The organism is Nonomuraea sp. NPDC049152, from assembly GCF_040648355.1.
Lineage (GTDB): Bacteria > Actinomycetota > Actinomycetes > Streptosporangiales > Streptosporangiaceae > Nonomuraea.
In genome coordinates, this window is record NZ_JBEZDO010000017.1 from 21,741 (window position 1) to 36,402 (window position 14,662).

Genomic DNA, 14,662 nt, shown 5'->3' on the forward strand with positions numbered 1-14,662 from the left:
AGTCCCAGTGCTTTCGGTGATCATCCCCTTCCACAACGTGGAGAAGTACGTCGGCGAGTGCCTGGAGTCGGTCGCGCGGCAGACCCTGCGCGACATCGAGGTGATCTGCGTCGACGACGGATCGACCGACGGCAGCGCGGCCGTGGCGGCGGCGATGTGCGCGGTCGACGACAGGTTCCGCCTGATCAGCCAGGACAACGTGGGCCCCGGCATGGCGCGCAACGTCGGCGTGCGCCACGCGACCCGCCGCTATCTCGCCTTCGTGGACGGTGACGACGTGGTGCCGCGCGTGGCGTTCGCCAAGATGGTCGCCTCACTGGAGTCGACGGGCTCCGACCTGGCGTGCGGCAACGCCAAGCGGCTCATCGGCGGCCACCTGATGCCGTCGTGGGCGCACAGGGCCGCCTTCAAGAAGTCGATGAAGCGCACCCACATCACCCGCCATCCGCTGCTGATCCGCGACCGCATGGTGTGGAACAAGGTGTTCAGGCGGTCGTTCTGGGACGAGCTCCGGCTGGCCTTCCCCGACCGGATGTACGAGGACCAGCCCGTCACCATGGCCGCGCACGTCCGCGCCGCCTCCGTCGACGTGCTGCGCGAGGTCGTCTACCACTGGCGGCAGCGCGACGAGGCCGAGTCGTCCATCACGCAGCGCAAGCTCGAACCTGACAACCTGCGCGACCGATTGCTCTCGGTGTGCGACGCCTCCAGGATCCTGCGCGGGGGAGCCCCGGATCTGGCCGCCGCGTTCGACACCGACACGCTCGACATCGACATGCACGTGGTGGTGGAGGCGGTCGCCCACCACGGCGACACCCTGCCTCCCGACATCGTCGACCTGGCCGTGTCCTACCTCGACCAGGTCCCCCTTTCGGGCTGGCTCGGCCTGCCGTTCGAACGGCGGCTGCTGGTCCACCTCCTGCACCGGCGGGAGCTCGACACGCTCGCGGGAGTCTTCGCCGAGGTGGAGAGCGGCGCGCTGCAACCCATGGTGCGCAGGCATGGACGGTCCTGGATCGCCGAGCACTCCCGCATGCCCGACCGGCTGACGCCGCTGTCCGGCGACCTGGCCCTGACCTCCCGCCTCGTACGGCTGGACTGGCACGAGGGCAAGCTCCACGGCGAAGGAAGGGTCTCGATCGGCAGGTTCGACGCGGGCGCCGTCGGCCGGGTGAAGCTCAGGACCTGGCTGAAGGAGCGCAAGAGCGGCGCCAGGATCCCGCTCGGCCACGGAACGGCCATCCCCACCTGGGCGGAGATCCCCTGGGGTGACGACTCCACGGTGCTGGAGAGCGGCTACGACTTCGCGTTCGCGCTCGACCCCTCCGCGCTCGCCTCCCGCCGCCCTGGTCACTGGGAACTCCACGTGGAGCTGCGCCGTCCAGGACTGCTCCTGAACGGCAAGGTCGGCGGCCCGCGCTGGGCGCCGCCCACGGCCCCGGCGCCCGTACGGCTGGGCGACCTGTGGCTGACGCCGGTGCGGACCTTCCGCGGCTCATGGGGCATCAGGCTCTCGCGGCGCAACACCGTCGTGCGCGAGTGTCACGTCCATGACGACGAACTGGTGATATCGGGGGAGCTGGGCCGCGTGGGCGACGGCGAGCCGGTCCTGCGTCTCATCCGCAGGCACGACGCCGAGGAGGTCTACTTCCCCGTCGCCCTCAAGGGCCACGCCTTCACCGCACGCCTGGCCTTCGCCGAGATCGACGACTCCAAGCAGGAGCAGGCGTGGTGGGATGTCGTCCTCGACCACGGCAAGGTCGTCAGGTTCGCGGTGGAGACCGCGGCCAGGCCGGAGGTCGAGGTGAGGGGCAGGCGCTTCCTCGTCGACAGGGGAGAGGACGGCGGCCTCATGATCAGGGAGAAGAGCGCTAGCTGAGGATGCCCGCCAGGCACTCGACGACCCGGTCCTGGTCGCCGTCGGACAGGCCGGGGAAGAGCGGCAGCGAGAGCTGCTCGCCGTAGTACGCCTCGGCCTCTGGACACAGGCCGCGGCGGTAGCCGAGGTCCTCGAAGACGGGGTGCCAGTAGGCGGGGATGTAGTTGACCTGGACGCCGATGCCCGCCGCGCGCATCCTGTCGTAGACCTCGCGGCGCCTCCCGTCGCGGACGCGGACCGGGTAGAGGTGCCACGAGGGCTCGACGTGGTCGCGCCGGGCGGGCAGGCCAAGGCCTGGCACCCCGCGCAGCAGCTTGTTGTAGCGCGCCACCAGCTCGGCCCTGCGCGCCCTGAAGGCGGCCAGGCGGCGGAGCTGGCTGATCCCGAGCGCGCACAGCACATCGGGCAGCCGGTAGTTGAGGCCGAAGGTGTGGACCTCCTGGTGCCAACCGCCCACCTCGGGGTCGCGCTGCAGGGCGGGGTCCCTGACCAGGCCGTGGTTCCTGAACATCGCCGCGCGCCTGAACAGCTCGGCGTCCCCGGCGGCGACCGCGCCGCCCTCGGCCGTGGTCACCGTCTTGGTGGGGAAGAAGGAGAACGTCGTCAGGTCGCAGACGGAGCCGACAGGCCGCCCCCTGTAGGCGGCCCCGATGGAGTGGGCGGCGTCGCCCACCAGCGTCGCGCCGCACCCGTCGGCGACCTGGCGCAACCGGTCGTACTCGGCGGGATGGCCCGCGTAGTCGACCGCGGTGATCGCGCGCGTCCTTCCCGTCACCGCGGCGGCGGCCGCGGCCGGATCGAGGTTGCCGGTGTCGGGCTCCACGTCGGCGAAGACGACTTTCGCGCCCAGCAGCGCGGCCGTGGACGCGGTGGCGACGAACGTCAGCGGCGTGGTGACCACCTCGTCGCCCTCGCCGACGCCCGCCGCCACGTAGGCCACGTGGAGCGCGGCGGTGCCCGAGGTGACGCTGACGCACGGCGCGCCGCCCGTCCACGCGGCCAGCTCGCGCTCGAACATCGTGACCGCGGGACCCGTCGTCAGCCAGTCGCCGCGCAGCACCTCGCTGACGGCCTCGACGTCGGCGTCGGCGATCGACTGGCGTCCGTAGGGGAGCATCAGGCGTTCACCGCCACCATGTCGCGCAGCTCGTCGACCGACAGCCAGCGGTCATTGGTGTCGGAGCGGTAGGCGAAGCCCTCGGGCAGCGCCTCCCCGCCCTGCGGCGGGTCATAGCCCCACGTCGCGATCGTCGGCTGCACCACGTAGCGGTCGGCGAGGCGCAGCGTGCGCCTGCCGTCGTCGGGCGCGATCATCTCCTCGTGCAGTTTCTCGCCGGGCCTGACGCCGATCTCGTACATCGGGCTGTCGGGGGCCAGCGCCTCGGCCAGGTCGGTGATGCGCATGCTCGGGATGCGCGGCACGTACAGCTCGCCGCCCTGCATCATGTCGAAGGAGTCGACGACGAACCTGACCGCCTGGTCGAGCGTGATCCAGAAGCGGGTCATCCGCTTGTCGGTGATCGGCAGGCTGCCGCCCTCCTCGGCCAGGCGGAGGAAGAACGGCACGACCGAGCCGCGGCTGCCCACCACGTTGCCGTAGCGCACCACGGCGAACCTGGTCACGTGGCTGGCGGCGTAGTGGTTGGCGGAGACGAAGAGCTTGTCGGCGACGAGCTTGGTCGCGCCGTACAGGTTGATGGGGCTGGAGGCCTTGTCGGTGGACAGCGCCACGACCTTGCGCACGCCGCAGTCGATCGCCGCCTCGACGACGTTCTGCGAGCCCGCGATGTTGGTCCTGACGTACTCGAAGGGGTTGTACTCGGCGGTGTCGACCTGCTTGAGCGCGGCGGCGTGCACGACGTGGTCGACGCCGTGCATGGCGCGGGTGAGCCGGTCGCGGTCGCGCACGTCGCCGATGAACCAGCGCAGCCGCTCGTCCTGTCCGAACAGCTGCCTGGCCTCGTACTGCTTGAGCTCGTCGCGCGAGAAGATCACCAGGCGGCGCACGCCGAGGTGGTCGAGGGCGTGGCGGACGAAGGCCTTGCCGAACGAGCCCGTGCCTCCAGTGATCAACATTGACGATCCGGTCACCACGCTCACGTCGCCCCCTGATTTCGGTGGTACCACCTGCGTTTGCGCAGGCTGGCCGGTAGCCTAGCGCGACGAAGCAGACACGCACGGTCACACGGGGGAATGGGGCATCAGTGCGTATTGTCGGAGTCATTCAAGCGCGCATGGGATCATCGCGACTGCCCGGCAAGGTGCTGCGCGACCTGGGGGGTCGCTCGGTGCTCGGCTGGGTGGTCAGGGCCGTCGACCGGTCCGACGTCGTCGACGACCTCGTGGTCGCGACCACGGGGGAGGCCGTCGACGACGCGATCGTCGAGGAGTGCGAACGGCTCGGCGTCGGCTGGCACCGCGGCCCTGTCGACGACGTGCTGACCAGGTTCACCGACGCGCTGCGGAGCCGTCCGTGCGAGGCGGTCATGCGGTTCACCGCCGACTGCCCGCTGCTCGATCCCGAGGTCATCAGGGAGGTCGCGCTGGCCTACCAGGCGCTTCCCGGCCTCGACTACATGACCACGAGCCTGGTCCGCACGCTGCCGCGCGGCATGGACGTCGAGATCGTCGGCAGGGACGTGCTGGAGGCGGTCGGCAAGGTCGCCGCCGGCTACCACCGCACGCACGTCACCTCCCACATCTACACCCACCCCGACGACTTCCACCTGCTCGGCCTCAGCTACAGCCCCGCCGCTCCCGACCTGCGGGTCACGCTCGACACCGAGGACGACTGGCGGCTGATCGCCACGATGACGGCCGCCATGGGCGACCGCTGCGCGCGGGTGCGCGAGCTGGTCGCGTGGCTGCGCGCGCGGCCGGAGGCGTGCCTGATCAACGCGCATGTCGAGCAGAAGGCCCTGCGGGAGGCGTGATCGTGCGCGTCGGCATCCGCTGCGACGCGGGCAACGCGATCGGCGTGGGACATCTGGTGCGCTGCGTCGCGCTGGCCGAGGAGCTGCGAGCGCGCGGCACGCACGTGTCCTTCCTGGGTGACATGGGGTCGCTGCCGTGGGCCATGCGGCAGCTCGACCTGCGGGCACTGCCGGTGCGTCCCGCGCCCGCCGAGCCCGAACGGCTCGCCGCGCTCGGGTTCGACGCGGTCGTGCTCGACTCCTACACGCTGCCCCGCGAGACGGGGGGCGTGCTCATGGCCGCGGGCGCGCGGGTACTCGCGATCATCGATGGCGATCCGCTGGGTCAGGAGGCGCACCTCTACCTCGACCAGAACCTCGGCGCGGAGGATGTTCCCCTCGCGCTGCCGTACCCGGGGGTGCGGCTGGCCGGGGTGCGCTACGTGCTGCTGCGCGACAGCGTACGGCGGGCCGTCCGCGCGCCCGCGCGCGCCGGCTCTTCCCCGCCGCACGTGCTGTGCTTCTTCGGCGGCACCGACGCCGCGGGCGTGGCGCCCGCGTGGGTCGAGGCGCTGCGCGCGACGGGCGTGCCGTTCACCGCCACCGTGATCAGCTCGGCACCGCTGCGGGCGGGGGAGGGCATCACCGTCCTCCCGCCCACCGACCTGCTGCCGAGCCTGATGGCCGAGGCCGACCTGGTGGTTACCGCCGCTGGCTCGGCCATCTGGGAGCTGCTCTATCTCGGCGTGCCCGCCGCGCTCACCTGGGTGGCCGACAACCAGCTCATCGGCTACGAGGCGCTGGTGGGCCGCGGCCTGGCCGCCGGGCTCGGCGGCAGCGCCGAGCGGGCGGTGCCCACGCTGCGGCGGCTGCTCACCGACCCCGGCCTGCGAGCGGAGTACGGCAGGCGCGGCGCCGAGCTGATCGACGGGAGGGGAAGGGAGCGCGTCGCCGACGCCCTCCTCGGCTGAGCCCTTCGAGGCCGCCGTCCCCCGTGCGGCGTTCGTCAGATGAGATCCCAGGTCAACGGGGTGCCCAGGGCGGCGTCCCTGGTGAACGTGCGGCCCATCACCGCGCTCGCCGCCGCCGGCGGCAGGCCGCCCGCGGGCCTGATCGACCTGACGTTCTCCGGGGTCACGGGCTCGCCCGCCCGCACGTCGCGCACGATGTAGAGCGAGCGCCTGAACCGCAGCCCCTCGCGCTCGCTCGGCCGTGGCCCGATCACCGGCGCGCCCAGCGACTGCCACGCCCGCTCGCTCTCCGCCACGAGCGCCGCCAGCTCGGCGGGCTCCAGAGAGAAGGCCGAGTCGACCCCTCCGTCGGCGCGCGAGAGCGTGACGTGCTTCTCGATGAGGCAGGCGCCCAGCGCGACCGCCGCCACCGGCACCCCGATCCCCGGCGTGTGGTCGGACACGCCGACCACCGCGCCGGTGAGGCCCGCCAGGAGCGGCAGCGCGCGCAGGTTGCTCTCGGTGGGAGCGGCAGGATAGCTGGCCGTGCAGGCCAGCACCGCCAGTCGCGCGCACCCGGCCTCGCGGGCGGCCTCGACGGCGGCGTGGATCTCGCCGATCGTCGCCATGCCGGTGGAGATGATCAGCGGCTTGCCGGTGGCGGCCGCCATCCTGATGAGCGGCAGGTCCACGATCTCCGAGGAGGCGATCTTGTAGGCGGGCGCGTCGAGCTTCTCCAGCAGGTCGATCGCGGTCGGGTCGAACGGTGAGGAGAAGGGCACGAGCCCCCGCGCTCGGGCCCGCTCGAAGAGCGGCTGGTGCCACTCCCACGGGGTGTGCGCCCGCTCGTAGAGCCGGTAGAGGTTCTCGCCGCCCCAGAGCTCGTGGCCCTCGCCGATGCGGAACGCGGGGCCGTCGGCGTCGACGGTGATGGTGTCGGGCCGGTAGGTCTGCAGCTTCAGCGCGTGGGCCCCCGCGGCCGCCACCGCGTCGACGATGGCCAGCGCCCGGCCGAGGTCGCCGCCGTGGTTGCCGGACATCTCGGCGATGACGAACGGCGGGTGCGCCGGCCCGATCTCACGCCCTGCGATGGAGATCACGCGTTGTCCTCTCTGCTGAGCTGGATGGTGATGACGGTCCTGTCGACGCCGTCGATGGCGCGCGGGTCCGAGCCGACCTCGGCGAACCCGAACCGCCGGTGCAGGCGCCTGACTGACTCGTTGACCTCGAGCACCTCGCCGCGCAGCGTCGCCAGGCCCAGCGGGCCGAAGGCGTGCTCGATCGCGGCCCGCTCCAGGCCGATCCACGCCCGCAGCAGCTCGCCCGACGACTCCAGGCCGTCGAGGTCGAGGTAGAAGCCCCAGGCCGCGGTCGTGGCGCCGGGGCCGAGCCCGGAGAACGTCACCACGCCCGAAGGAGCGCCGCCGTGCTCGTAGACGAGCACTTCGCGGCTCGGGTCGCCGCTCACGCCCGCCCACCATCTGGCGTGCTCGTCGGGGCCGATCTCGTGGGTGGTCAGGCTGGCCGCGCGGACCCTCGGATGGTTCCGCCAGCGCCTGATGGTCTCCAGGTCGTCTTCGTGGACGTGTCTCAGCACCTCGTCCCCCTACGAAGCGTGCTCATGTCGAAACTCAACGTAGCGGATTCGAGTGCGGGTAAAGAGCTGATCAGGGACAGGCATGGTTGCTGCCGTCCCGTCATGGGGCGGGCATTCTGCGAGCATGCCCCTGCTCAGCGTGATCGTGCCGTTCTGCAATGTCGAGCCATACATCACCGAATGCCTGAAGTCGCTCGCCGCCCAGTCTTTGACAGACCTTGAAGTGGTCCTCGTGGACGACGGGTCCACCGACGGGAGCCGTGCGCTCGCCGAGGACTTCGTCGCGAGAGACTCCCGATTCCTTCTCCTCACCCAGGAGCGCCAGGGCCCTGGCCCCGCCCGCAACACCGGTGTACGCCACGCGAGCGGCGCCTACCTGGCCTTCGCCGACAGCGACGACCTGGTGCCGCCCGACGCCTACGCCCTGCTCGTCGGCTCCCTGGAGACGACGGGCTCCGACCTGGCCTGCGGCGGCGTCGAACGCCTGCGGTCGGGAGAGGCGTCGCCGTCCACGCTGCACGCGAAGCCGTTCAGGCGCAGCGTGGAGCGCACCCACATCACCCGCATGCGGAACCTCGTCAGGGACCGCACGGTATGGAACAAGGTGTACCGGCGGTCCTTCTGGGACGCCGGGCGGCTGGAGTTCGCCGAGGGGATCTACGAGGACCTGCCCGTCGCCATCATGGCCCACGTCGTGGCCGAGCAGGTGGACGTCCTGTCCGAGGTCGTCTACCAGTGGAGGGAGCGGGACTCGGGGGAGCCGTCGATCACCCAGCGGCGTCAGGAGCCGCTCAACCTGCGTGCGCGCCACGCGGCGATCGGGGCGGTGCGGGAGTTCCTGGCCGAGGCCGCGCCGCGGCTGGTCGTGCACTTCGACCGCGTGGTCCTGGAGAAGGACACCTCGTTCCTCCTCCAGGCGATCGCCGACTCCGGCCCCGAGGACAGGGAGGAGCTGCTCGAACTGGGCAGGACCTGGCTGGCCGGGCTGCGCCGCTCGGTGGTGAAGGAGGCTCCCGCGCTGCGCCGTCTCGAATTGCACCTGCTCAGGCGCGGGCTGGCCGACGAACTGCGCGAGGTGCGCAGGTACCGGGCCGAGGCCGCGGGGGAGATCCGCGTGGTGCACAGGAAGAACGAGGGCTGGTACGGCGACTTCCCCTATCTCGGCGACAAGTCGCTGCACATTCCCTACAAGGTCTTCGACATCACCGAGGAGCTCAGGCTCATCGCCAGGGTCAAGGACGCCTCCCTGAACGGCGACCGCCTCAGGGTGGAGGGCGAGGTCTTCATCAGGCGGCTGGAGGGCCGCAGGCTCAAGATCGCGCTATGGCTGGAGCAGGGCGAGGTCAAGATTCCGCTCAAGCCCCGGTGGCGGAAGCGTCAGGATTTCACCGTCGAGATCGACACCGCCACGCTCACGCACGGTAACTGGCGGATCGGCGTACGGGCGGAGATTCGCGGGCTGGTGAGGGACGGATACCTTCGGCCCGCGCCCATGGGCGAACAACGTGACGCCGCGGACGACGACGACCTGGACCTGAACGGATCTACCCAGGAGCTCGCTGCGTGCCGGGATGGTCAAGAAGCGGCATGGACATTCTCCAGTAGTTCCAGAGAGTAATCGAAGGACCACAGTCTGTCGTCATGCTGAGACTCATGAGGACCTACTCGCTCGATGACGTCTACGCGACATGCAAGCGGAGAGACTCCTGGTGGACCGTGTACTTCGTGGACCCGGTCGCCTGCCGGGTCGCGCTGCTCGTCGCGAACCGATCGAACATCACGCCGAACGGGCTCACGGTCTTCTCGCTGGTTCTCGGCATGGCGTCGGCCGCGTTCCTGGCGGCGGGACAGCTCACCGCGGGGGCGGTGCTGTTCTACCTGAGCTTCATGATCGACTGCGTCGACGGCAAGATCGCCCGCCTCAAGGGCACGGGGACGCCGTTCGGTCTGTGGCTCGACTTCATGGGCGACAGGATCAGGGAGCTGTGCTGCGCGACCGGGCTCGCCTACGGCCAGTACAAGGCCACGGGGAACGTCGACTTCATCGTGCTCGGCGCCGCGGTGGCCGCACTCGACATGTTCAGGTACGTCAACGCGTCGCAGATGAAGCGGGTCAGGGAGACGATCAGGGAAGGCATCGCCTCCATGGCACCGCCCAGGCTTCCGGATCCGAGACCGCACCAGCAAGGGACGCTCCAGCAGGGGACGCGGCCGTCGCCGGCCCACCAGACGGGGGTGCAGACCGCGCGGCCGCAGCAGTCCGCCGCGCCGCGGCGCCGTGGACTGTTGCGCAGGCTCAACAAGGCCATGGCCAGGCGGAGGGTCAGAACCCACCTGATCAGCGGTATCGAGTTCCACGCGACGGCCTTCGTGATCGCGCCGCTGCTGGGGCAGGCGGCACTCATCCCCGTCACGTCGGCCGTCAGCGTCCTGCTTCTGACCAACGAGATCTTCCTTATCTATCGGATGTGGCTCTTCACCCGCCGCAACAGCGCGGTCCCCAAGCCGGAGGAGAGCCGAGAGCACGCGCTAATCGGGGGTTCACCAAATGTCTGACAGGCCGGTATTCGTCGTTGGCTGTCCACGTTCGGGCACCACGCTGCTGCAGCTGATGCTCCACTCGCACTCGAGGATCGCGGTGCCGCCGGAGACCAGGTTCGTGGGCGCCGTCTACAACAAGCGTCGCTCGTTCGGCGACATGCGGCAGGCCGGCAAGCGTCTCGCGCTGGCCGAGTGGATCACGGGCGACCGCACGAAGTTCCGTGAGATGGGCGTCGACAAGGACGAGTTCATCAGGCAGGCCGTCGAGGGCCCCGGCTCGCTCGGCTCGGTGCTCGGCACCGCGTTCAAGCTGTACGCCGAGCGCTTCGACAAGCCGAGGTGGGGCGACAAGCGCCCGAGTTACGTCAAGCAGGTGGACATGCTGGTGAGGCTGTTCCCCGACGCGCAGTTCGTGCACCTGATCAGGGACGGCCGCGACTGCGTCTCCTCGCTGAAGGAGATGCCGTGGTTCACGCAGGACTCCTTCCACGCCATCTCCATCTGGGCGGAGGCGATCGACGCCGGCCGGCGGCTGCGCAAGATCATGCCGGAGGACAGCTACTACGAGCTGCGCTACGAGGACCTGACCGACGACCCCACGACGGAGCTGAAGAAGCTCTGCTACTTCCTCGAAGAGGACTTCGAACCCGCGATGTGCTCGCCGCGTGAGGCTGCCAGCGTCGCGGTGCCCGTCCACAAGGTGTGGCACAACAACACGCACGGCGAGGTCCTCACGTCGCGCGTGGGCAGCTGGTCGACGCGCCTGGACAGCTGGGAGCTCAGCCTGTGCGAGCAGGCGCTCGGCGAGCGCCTCGAGGCCAACGGCTACGAGCTGAGCGGCGTCCCGAAGGCGGCCAGGGACCACGCGGCGCACCTCCAGAGGGTCATGCAGAGGCGGCGCGCGGCGCGCCTGCGCAAGACCATGCGGGACCGGTTCACCAGGCTGCGCGAGCCGGGTCCCGTGGCGGCGCTGCTGACCTCGGGCCAGCGCGCGATCGCCGGAGTTCCCCCGCAGCGCGTCGAGGCGGACTTCCCTCAGCGCGTCATGTGAGCGAACAGCTCTTCCCATCGGTCGAGCACGGGTTCCATGCGGAACGCCTCGGCCCTGGCGCGAGCGGCGGCGCCCTGTCGCCGCCGCTCGCCCGCCGACTCCATGAGGGCGGCGAGCCGTTCGGCGAGGGCGGGCACGTCTCCGGGCGGCGCGAGCAGCCCGCCGATCGAGCGCACCCCTCCCGAGACGTCGAAGGCGACAGACGGAAGCCCGTGCGCGGCCGCCTCCATCAGCACGAGCGGCAGGCCCTCGTGCTCGCTGGACAGCGCGACGATCGACGCGCCGAGGTACTCGCGCTCCATGGCGCCCGCGTCCACCCGGCCTCTGAACACCACCCGGTCGGCGACACCCTCCTGCCGCGCCCACGCGCGCAGCCGGGGCTCCTCGGGCCCGTCGCCGATGAGGTGCAGCTCCCACGGCGGCGCGGACGCCTTGGCGAAGGCGCTGACCAACCTGTCGAACCGCTTCACGCCCGCCAGCCTGCCGACGCCCAGCACTCTCGTGGCCGTCAGCTCGGCCTGCCCGGCAGGCCAGCTCTGCAGAGGATTGGGCAGTGACCAGACGTTGGGCAGTAGCGCGTGCTCGGAGAACAGCCACGCGTCGTCCTCGCTGAGGAAGACCGCCTGGTCGAGACCGCAGTAGTGACGCCTGATCGAGCCGAGGTGCGAGCAGATGCGGGCGTGCTGGTAGGAGCCGTGGTACTGGCCGATGGTGCGCGTCCGCGCGGGCAGCAGCCCGGACAGCCGCGTCACCACCCCAGGCGAGGTCAGGACGGCGAAGCCGGGCTCGATCCGGGCGAGCAGCCTGCCGGCGCGCATCCTCTCGAACACGGAGGAACGCGGCGACCCGCTGATCACGTGTCGCAGGTAGCGCGGCCGGGCGACGTACCTGAACGGGTCCTCCGCCCTGCGCAGGCCCACGACGTGCACCTCGTGACCGCGCCCCGCCAGCCCCTGCGCGAGCGTGTGGGTGACCTGCTGGATGCCGCCCAGGGTGTCGGCGTCCAGGCAGGCGAAGACCACCGTCCCGCTCACGACGCTCTCCGCAGCTGGGACTGCTCAGGCGCCGGTACGGCCGGCGGCGCGCCGAAGAAGTCCGCCACGACCCTGGCGGCGGCGTCGCCCCTCTCCTCCTCGCACCACAGCCGTCGCGCCGCGGCGTACTTGGCGGCGAAGGAGGCGTGCACCGACGGCAGGTCGCGCAGGCACGCGACGAGCTCGGCGACCGTGGTGACGCACGGGCCGGGCGCGATGGCGGGCAGGTCGGTGTTGACGCCGCGCTCGGACAGCCGGTACTCGTCCCAGTCGTCGATGAAGAACAGCATCGGCTTGCCCGTCACCGCGTAGTCGCACATCACGGAGGAGTAGTCGGTCAGCAGCGCGTCGGAGACCAGGATCAGATCGTTGATCTCGGGGTACGAGCCGGCCGGCCGGACGAAATGGCGCAGGTGCTGGGGCACCTTGTAGCGCTCGACCGGATGGGTGCGCAGGATCACCACCCATTCGTCGGACACCGCCTCCGCCAGCTCCTGCAGGTTCACCCGCACCGACCTGCCCGAGCTCTTCGCGCTGTCGCGGTAGGTGGGCGCGTAGAGGAGGACCCTGCGTCCCCGCGGGATCTCCAGCCGTTCGCGCACGCCTTCGGGCGGCTCGCCGCGCACCAGCGCGTCGCAGCGCGGGGTGCCGTACCGCAGGACGGGGCCCTCGTAGCCGAGGGCGGGCACGAAGTAGCGGGAGAACTCGGCGCTCGGCGAGATCAGCGCGTCCCATCGGGCGACGGCCGCGCGCCACTGCTCGCGCGGGCCGGGGAGGTCGGCGCGGAGGTCGGGCGCGTCGAAGCCGATCGACTTGATGCCCTGGCCGTGCCAGGTCTGCAGGTAGCGGGTGCCGTGCGGCTTGGGGTAGTCGAGGGGGAAACCGTGGCTGTCGACCCAGACGCCGGCGCGGGCCATGGTCCATATGTAGCGCCAGCTGCCCCGTCGTACGAGGGGGACGTCGGAGGGAAAGCCGGCGCGGCCGCGGGCGACCGACCAGACGGCGTCGACGGGCAGGCCGCGGCGCCGTACCTCCTCGTAGACGGCGCGGGGGCTGCCGGTGTAGCCATTGCCGCAGTCGGCCTCGAACAGCGCCAGGTCCTCGCGGGGCGGCAGCACCTTGATCAGCGTCTTGTAGGCCTTGAGCTTCAGCCGGGGCGTGCTCACCCGGCGGAGCACCCGGCGTTTCACCCTGGACAGCACGACCCGGGGCGTGGTTCGCGGGCTCACGCGCAGCTGTCCCGCGGTGCCCTCGGCTCTGACGCGCAGGTGGCCGAGGTCGAACGGCTCCATGCCGGGGTCGGCGAGCACGGCGTCGGTCGTGGTGAGGCCGTCGGGCCTGGTGAACCCGATGCTCGGGTGGCAGCTTCCCCGCACCTTCGCCAGGTCGAGGGTGACCTCGCTGACGAGGCCGCCGCCGGGGGAGAGAAGCGGATGGAGCGGCACCGTGAGAGGGCCGCAGCGCAGGAACGCGGTCCACTCGGTGAGGACCGCGAAAGGGTCGTAGGTGCGCACCCGCATCCGCAGCCGCGTCCCCTCCGTCGCGAGCGCGACCACCTCGTGCCGCAGCCTGGACGCGGAGTAGGGCAGCTCGGCCATGCGCAGCGCGGTGATGTCCAGGCCTGGCGCGGGCGTGCCGCCCCAGTACGTGCGCCCCTCGTGCGTGACCGCCTCGCGCGGCGGGGGCTGCGGCGCGTTCAGCGACCTGGCCGCCACCGCCAGCTCCTCGGCCCTGCCTGCGAGGATCAGATGGCAGCACACCCGCACCATCGGGTCCATCCGGTCGATCACCTCGTCGGAAACCTCGCGCAGGTACGGCCTGACCACCGAGACGAACTCCTCGGCCCACACCAGGTCGTGCGAGGGCAGCGGGTTGAGATAGACCCGCAGGTCCTGGCGGACGAAGCGGTACTGCCGATCCGGCACCAGGTCGCCGAACCCGTGCGCGCGCAGCGTCGCGTCGCTGCGCCTGGCCGCCTCGACCCGGTGGCGGACGTTGTCCATCTCCTTGATGCTCATCGAGATCGACATGTGCTCGCGGGACCTGCGCCAGTGGTAGACGACCCACGGCACCACCGCGAACCTGCGCGCCGCGCAGTACATCTCGGCGCCGAAGACGTGGTCCTCGTAGTGGATGTCCTCGGGGAAGTGCAGCGCGTTGCGGCGCAGAAAGGACACGTCGAACAGCTTGTTGGTGCTGAAGCAGTCGAGGAACAGCTCGGGTTCCTCGCGGATGCCCTCGACCACCCGCCGCTTCCCGAACAGCTGCGGGTAGTAGCGCTCGGTCTTGCCGCTCGGCTCGTACAGCCGCGAGATCTGCCCCGAGACGAAGTCGGCGCCGGTCCGCTCGATCTCCGCCAGCATGCTCTTGCACGCGTGCCGGGGCAGCGTGTCGTCGCTGTCGAGGAACATGACGTACGGCGAGAGCGCCGCGTCGAGCCCGTCGTTGCGCGGCGCCCCGCACCCGCCCGAGTTGACCTGCCTGCGCACGTAGCGGACGCGGGGGTCGGCACGCATGAGAGCCTGGGCCACACGAGGGGTGTCGTCGGTGCTCGCGTCGTCGGAGATGACCACCTCGAGACCGCGGAGCGTCTGGTCGAGCACGGAGCGGACCGCCCTCGGGAGCCGGGCGGCGTCGTTGTAGGTGATCACGACAACGGTGCAGTCCGGCATGCCTGTTCTCCCCCGAGTCCCGATGC

General features: G+C 70.9%; 12 protein-coding genes. 6 read left to right on the forward strand and 6 right to left on the reverse strand.

All coding sequences use genetic code 11. The annotated features are described in order from the left end of the window. The first annotated feature begins 7 nt into the window (after nt 1–7). Nucleotides 8–1,879: a glycosyltransferase family 2 protein gene (locus AB0B45_RS28200; RefSeq protein WP_358136333.1), complete on the forward strand. Its 1,872-nt coding sequence runs from the start codon at nt 8–10 to the stop codon at nt 1,877–1,879. On the opposite strand, the gene AB0B45_RS28205 is transcribed toward AB0B45_RS28200, so the two are convergent. Both AB0B45_RS28205 and pseB read right to left on the reverse strand, forming a co-directional pair. After that, entirely contained in the window at nt 1,872–2,996 is a 1,125-nt protein-coding gene (locus tag AB0B45_RS28205; protein ID WP_358136336.1) for a DegT/DnrJ/EryC1/StrS family aminotransferase, read from the reverse strand. The genes AB0B45_RS28200 and AB0B45_RS28205 overlap by 8 nt on opposite strands. Next, nucleotides 2,996–3,955, reverse strand: coding sequence for a UDP-N-acetylglucosamine 4,6-dehydratase (inverting) (pseB, locus tag AB0B45_RS28210; RefSeq protein WP_358136338.1), 960 nt, complete (start codon nt 3,953–3,955; stop codon nt 2,996–2,998). The genes AB0B45_RS28205 and pseB overlap by 1 nt, the downstream gene beginning before the upstream one ends. Nucleotides 3,956–4,083: 128 nt before the next feature. Here pseB and AB0B45_RS28215 point away from each other — a divergent pair, with 128 nt between their 5' ends. Then, a complete protein-coding gene (locus AB0B45_RS28215) occupies nt 4,084–4,812 on the forward strand; it encodes a glycosyltransferase family protein (RefSeq protein ID WP_358136341.1) in 729 nt (242 codons plus the stop codon). Further along, nucleotides 4,809–5,762 (forward strand): hypothetical protein, encoded by a 954-nt coding sequence (locus AB0B45_RS28220; protein WP_358136343.1) that lies wholly within the window; start codon nt 4,809–4,811, stop codon nt 5,760–5,762. The genes AB0B45_RS28215 and AB0B45_RS28220 overlap by 4 nt, the downstream gene beginning before the upstream one ends. Nucleotides 5,763–5,797: 35 nt before the next feature. Here AB0B45_RS28220 and pseI read toward each other — a convergent pair whose 3' ends face one another. Beyond that, nucleotides 5,798–6,841, reverse strand: a complete 1,044-nt coding sequence (gene pseI / locus AB0B45_RS28225; protein ID WP_358136346.1) for a pseudaminic acid synthase — start codon at nt 6,839–6,841, stop codon at nt 5,798–5,800. Further along, nucleotides 6,838–7,338 (reverse strand): GNAT family N-acetyltransferase, encoded by a 501-nt coding sequence (locus AB0B45_RS28230; protein ID WP_358136348.1) that lies wholly within the window; start codon nt 7,336–7,338, stop codon nt 6,838–6,840. Before AB0B45_RS28230 ends, pseI begins: the two co-directional genes overlap by 4 nt. Nucleotides 7,339–7,462: 124 nt before the next feature. Here AB0B45_RS28230 and AB0B45_RS28235 point away from each other — a divergent pair, with 124 nt between their 5' ends. The 3 genes from AB0B45_RS28235 to AB0B45_RS28245 are packed head-to-tail and all read left to right on the forward strand — an operon-like array spanning nt 7,463 to nt 10,930. Beyond that, nucleotides 7,463–8,956, forward strand: a complete 1,494-nt coding sequence (locus tag AB0B45_RS28235) for a glycosyltransferase family 2 protein (protein ID WP_358136351.1) — start codon at nt 7,463–7,465, stop codon at nt 8,954–8,956. Nucleotides 8,957–8,979: 23 nt separating this feature from the next. After that, nucleotides 8,980–9,894, forward strand: a complete 915-nt coding sequence (locus AB0B45_RS28240) for a CDP-alcohol phosphatidyltransferase family protein (protein WP_358136354.1) — start codon at nt 8,980–8,982, stop codon at nt 9,892–9,894. Then, complete coding sequence (locus AB0B45_RS28245) at nt 9,887–10,930, forward strand: sulfotransferase (protein WP_358136357.1); 1,044 nt, start codon at nt 9,887–9,889, stop codon at nt 10,928–10,930. The genes AB0B45_RS28240 and AB0B45_RS28245 overlap by 8 nt, the downstream gene beginning before the upstream one ends. Here AB0B45_RS28245 and AB0B45_RS28250 read toward each other — a convergent pair. After that, nucleotides 10,915–11,964: a glycosyltransferase gene (locus tag AB0B45_RS28250; RefSeq protein WP_358136359.1), complete on the reverse strand. Its 1,050-nt coding sequence runs from the start codon at nt 11,962–11,964 to the stop codon at nt 10,915–10,917. The genes AB0B45_RS28245 and AB0B45_RS28250 overlap by 16 nt on opposite strands. Next, nucleotides 11,961–14,636: a CDP-glycerol glycerophosphotransferase family protein gene (locus AB0B45_RS28255; protein WP_358136361.1), complete on the reverse strand. Its 2,676-nt coding sequence runs from the start codon at nt 14,634–14,636 to the stop codon at nt 11,961–11,963. Before AB0B45_RS28255 ends, AB0B45_RS28250 begins: the two co-directional genes overlap by 4 nt. Between the last annotated feature and the right edge of the window lie 26 nt (nt 14,637–14,662).

Bases quoted from the DNA above. Each gene is read 5' to 3' on its own strand.
- pseB (WP_358136338.1), bottom strand. From the start codon at position 3,955: ATGTTGATCACTGGAGGCACGGGCTCGTTCGGCAAGGCCTTCGTCCGC.
- AB0B45_RS28205 (WP_358136336.1), bottom strand. From the start codon at position 2,996: ATGCTCCCCTACGGACGCCAGTCGATCGCCGACGCCGACGTCGAGGCC.
- AB0B45_RS28245 (WP_358136357.1), top strand. From the start codon at position 9,887: ATGTCTGACAGGCCGGTATTCGTCGTTGGCTGTCCACGTTCGGGCACC.
- AB0B45_RS28255 (WP_358136361.1), bottom strand. From the start codon at position 14,636: ATGCCGGACTGCACCGTTGTCGTGATCACCTACAACGACGCCGCCCGG.
- AB0B45_RS28240 (WP_358136354.1), top strand. From the start codon at position 8,980: ATGCTGAGACTCATGAGGACCTACTCGCTCGATGACGTCTACGCGACA.
- AB0B45_RS28235 (WP_358136351.1), top strand. From the start codon at position 7,463: ATGCCCCTGCTCAGCGTGATCGTGCCGTTCTGCAATGTCGAGCCATAC.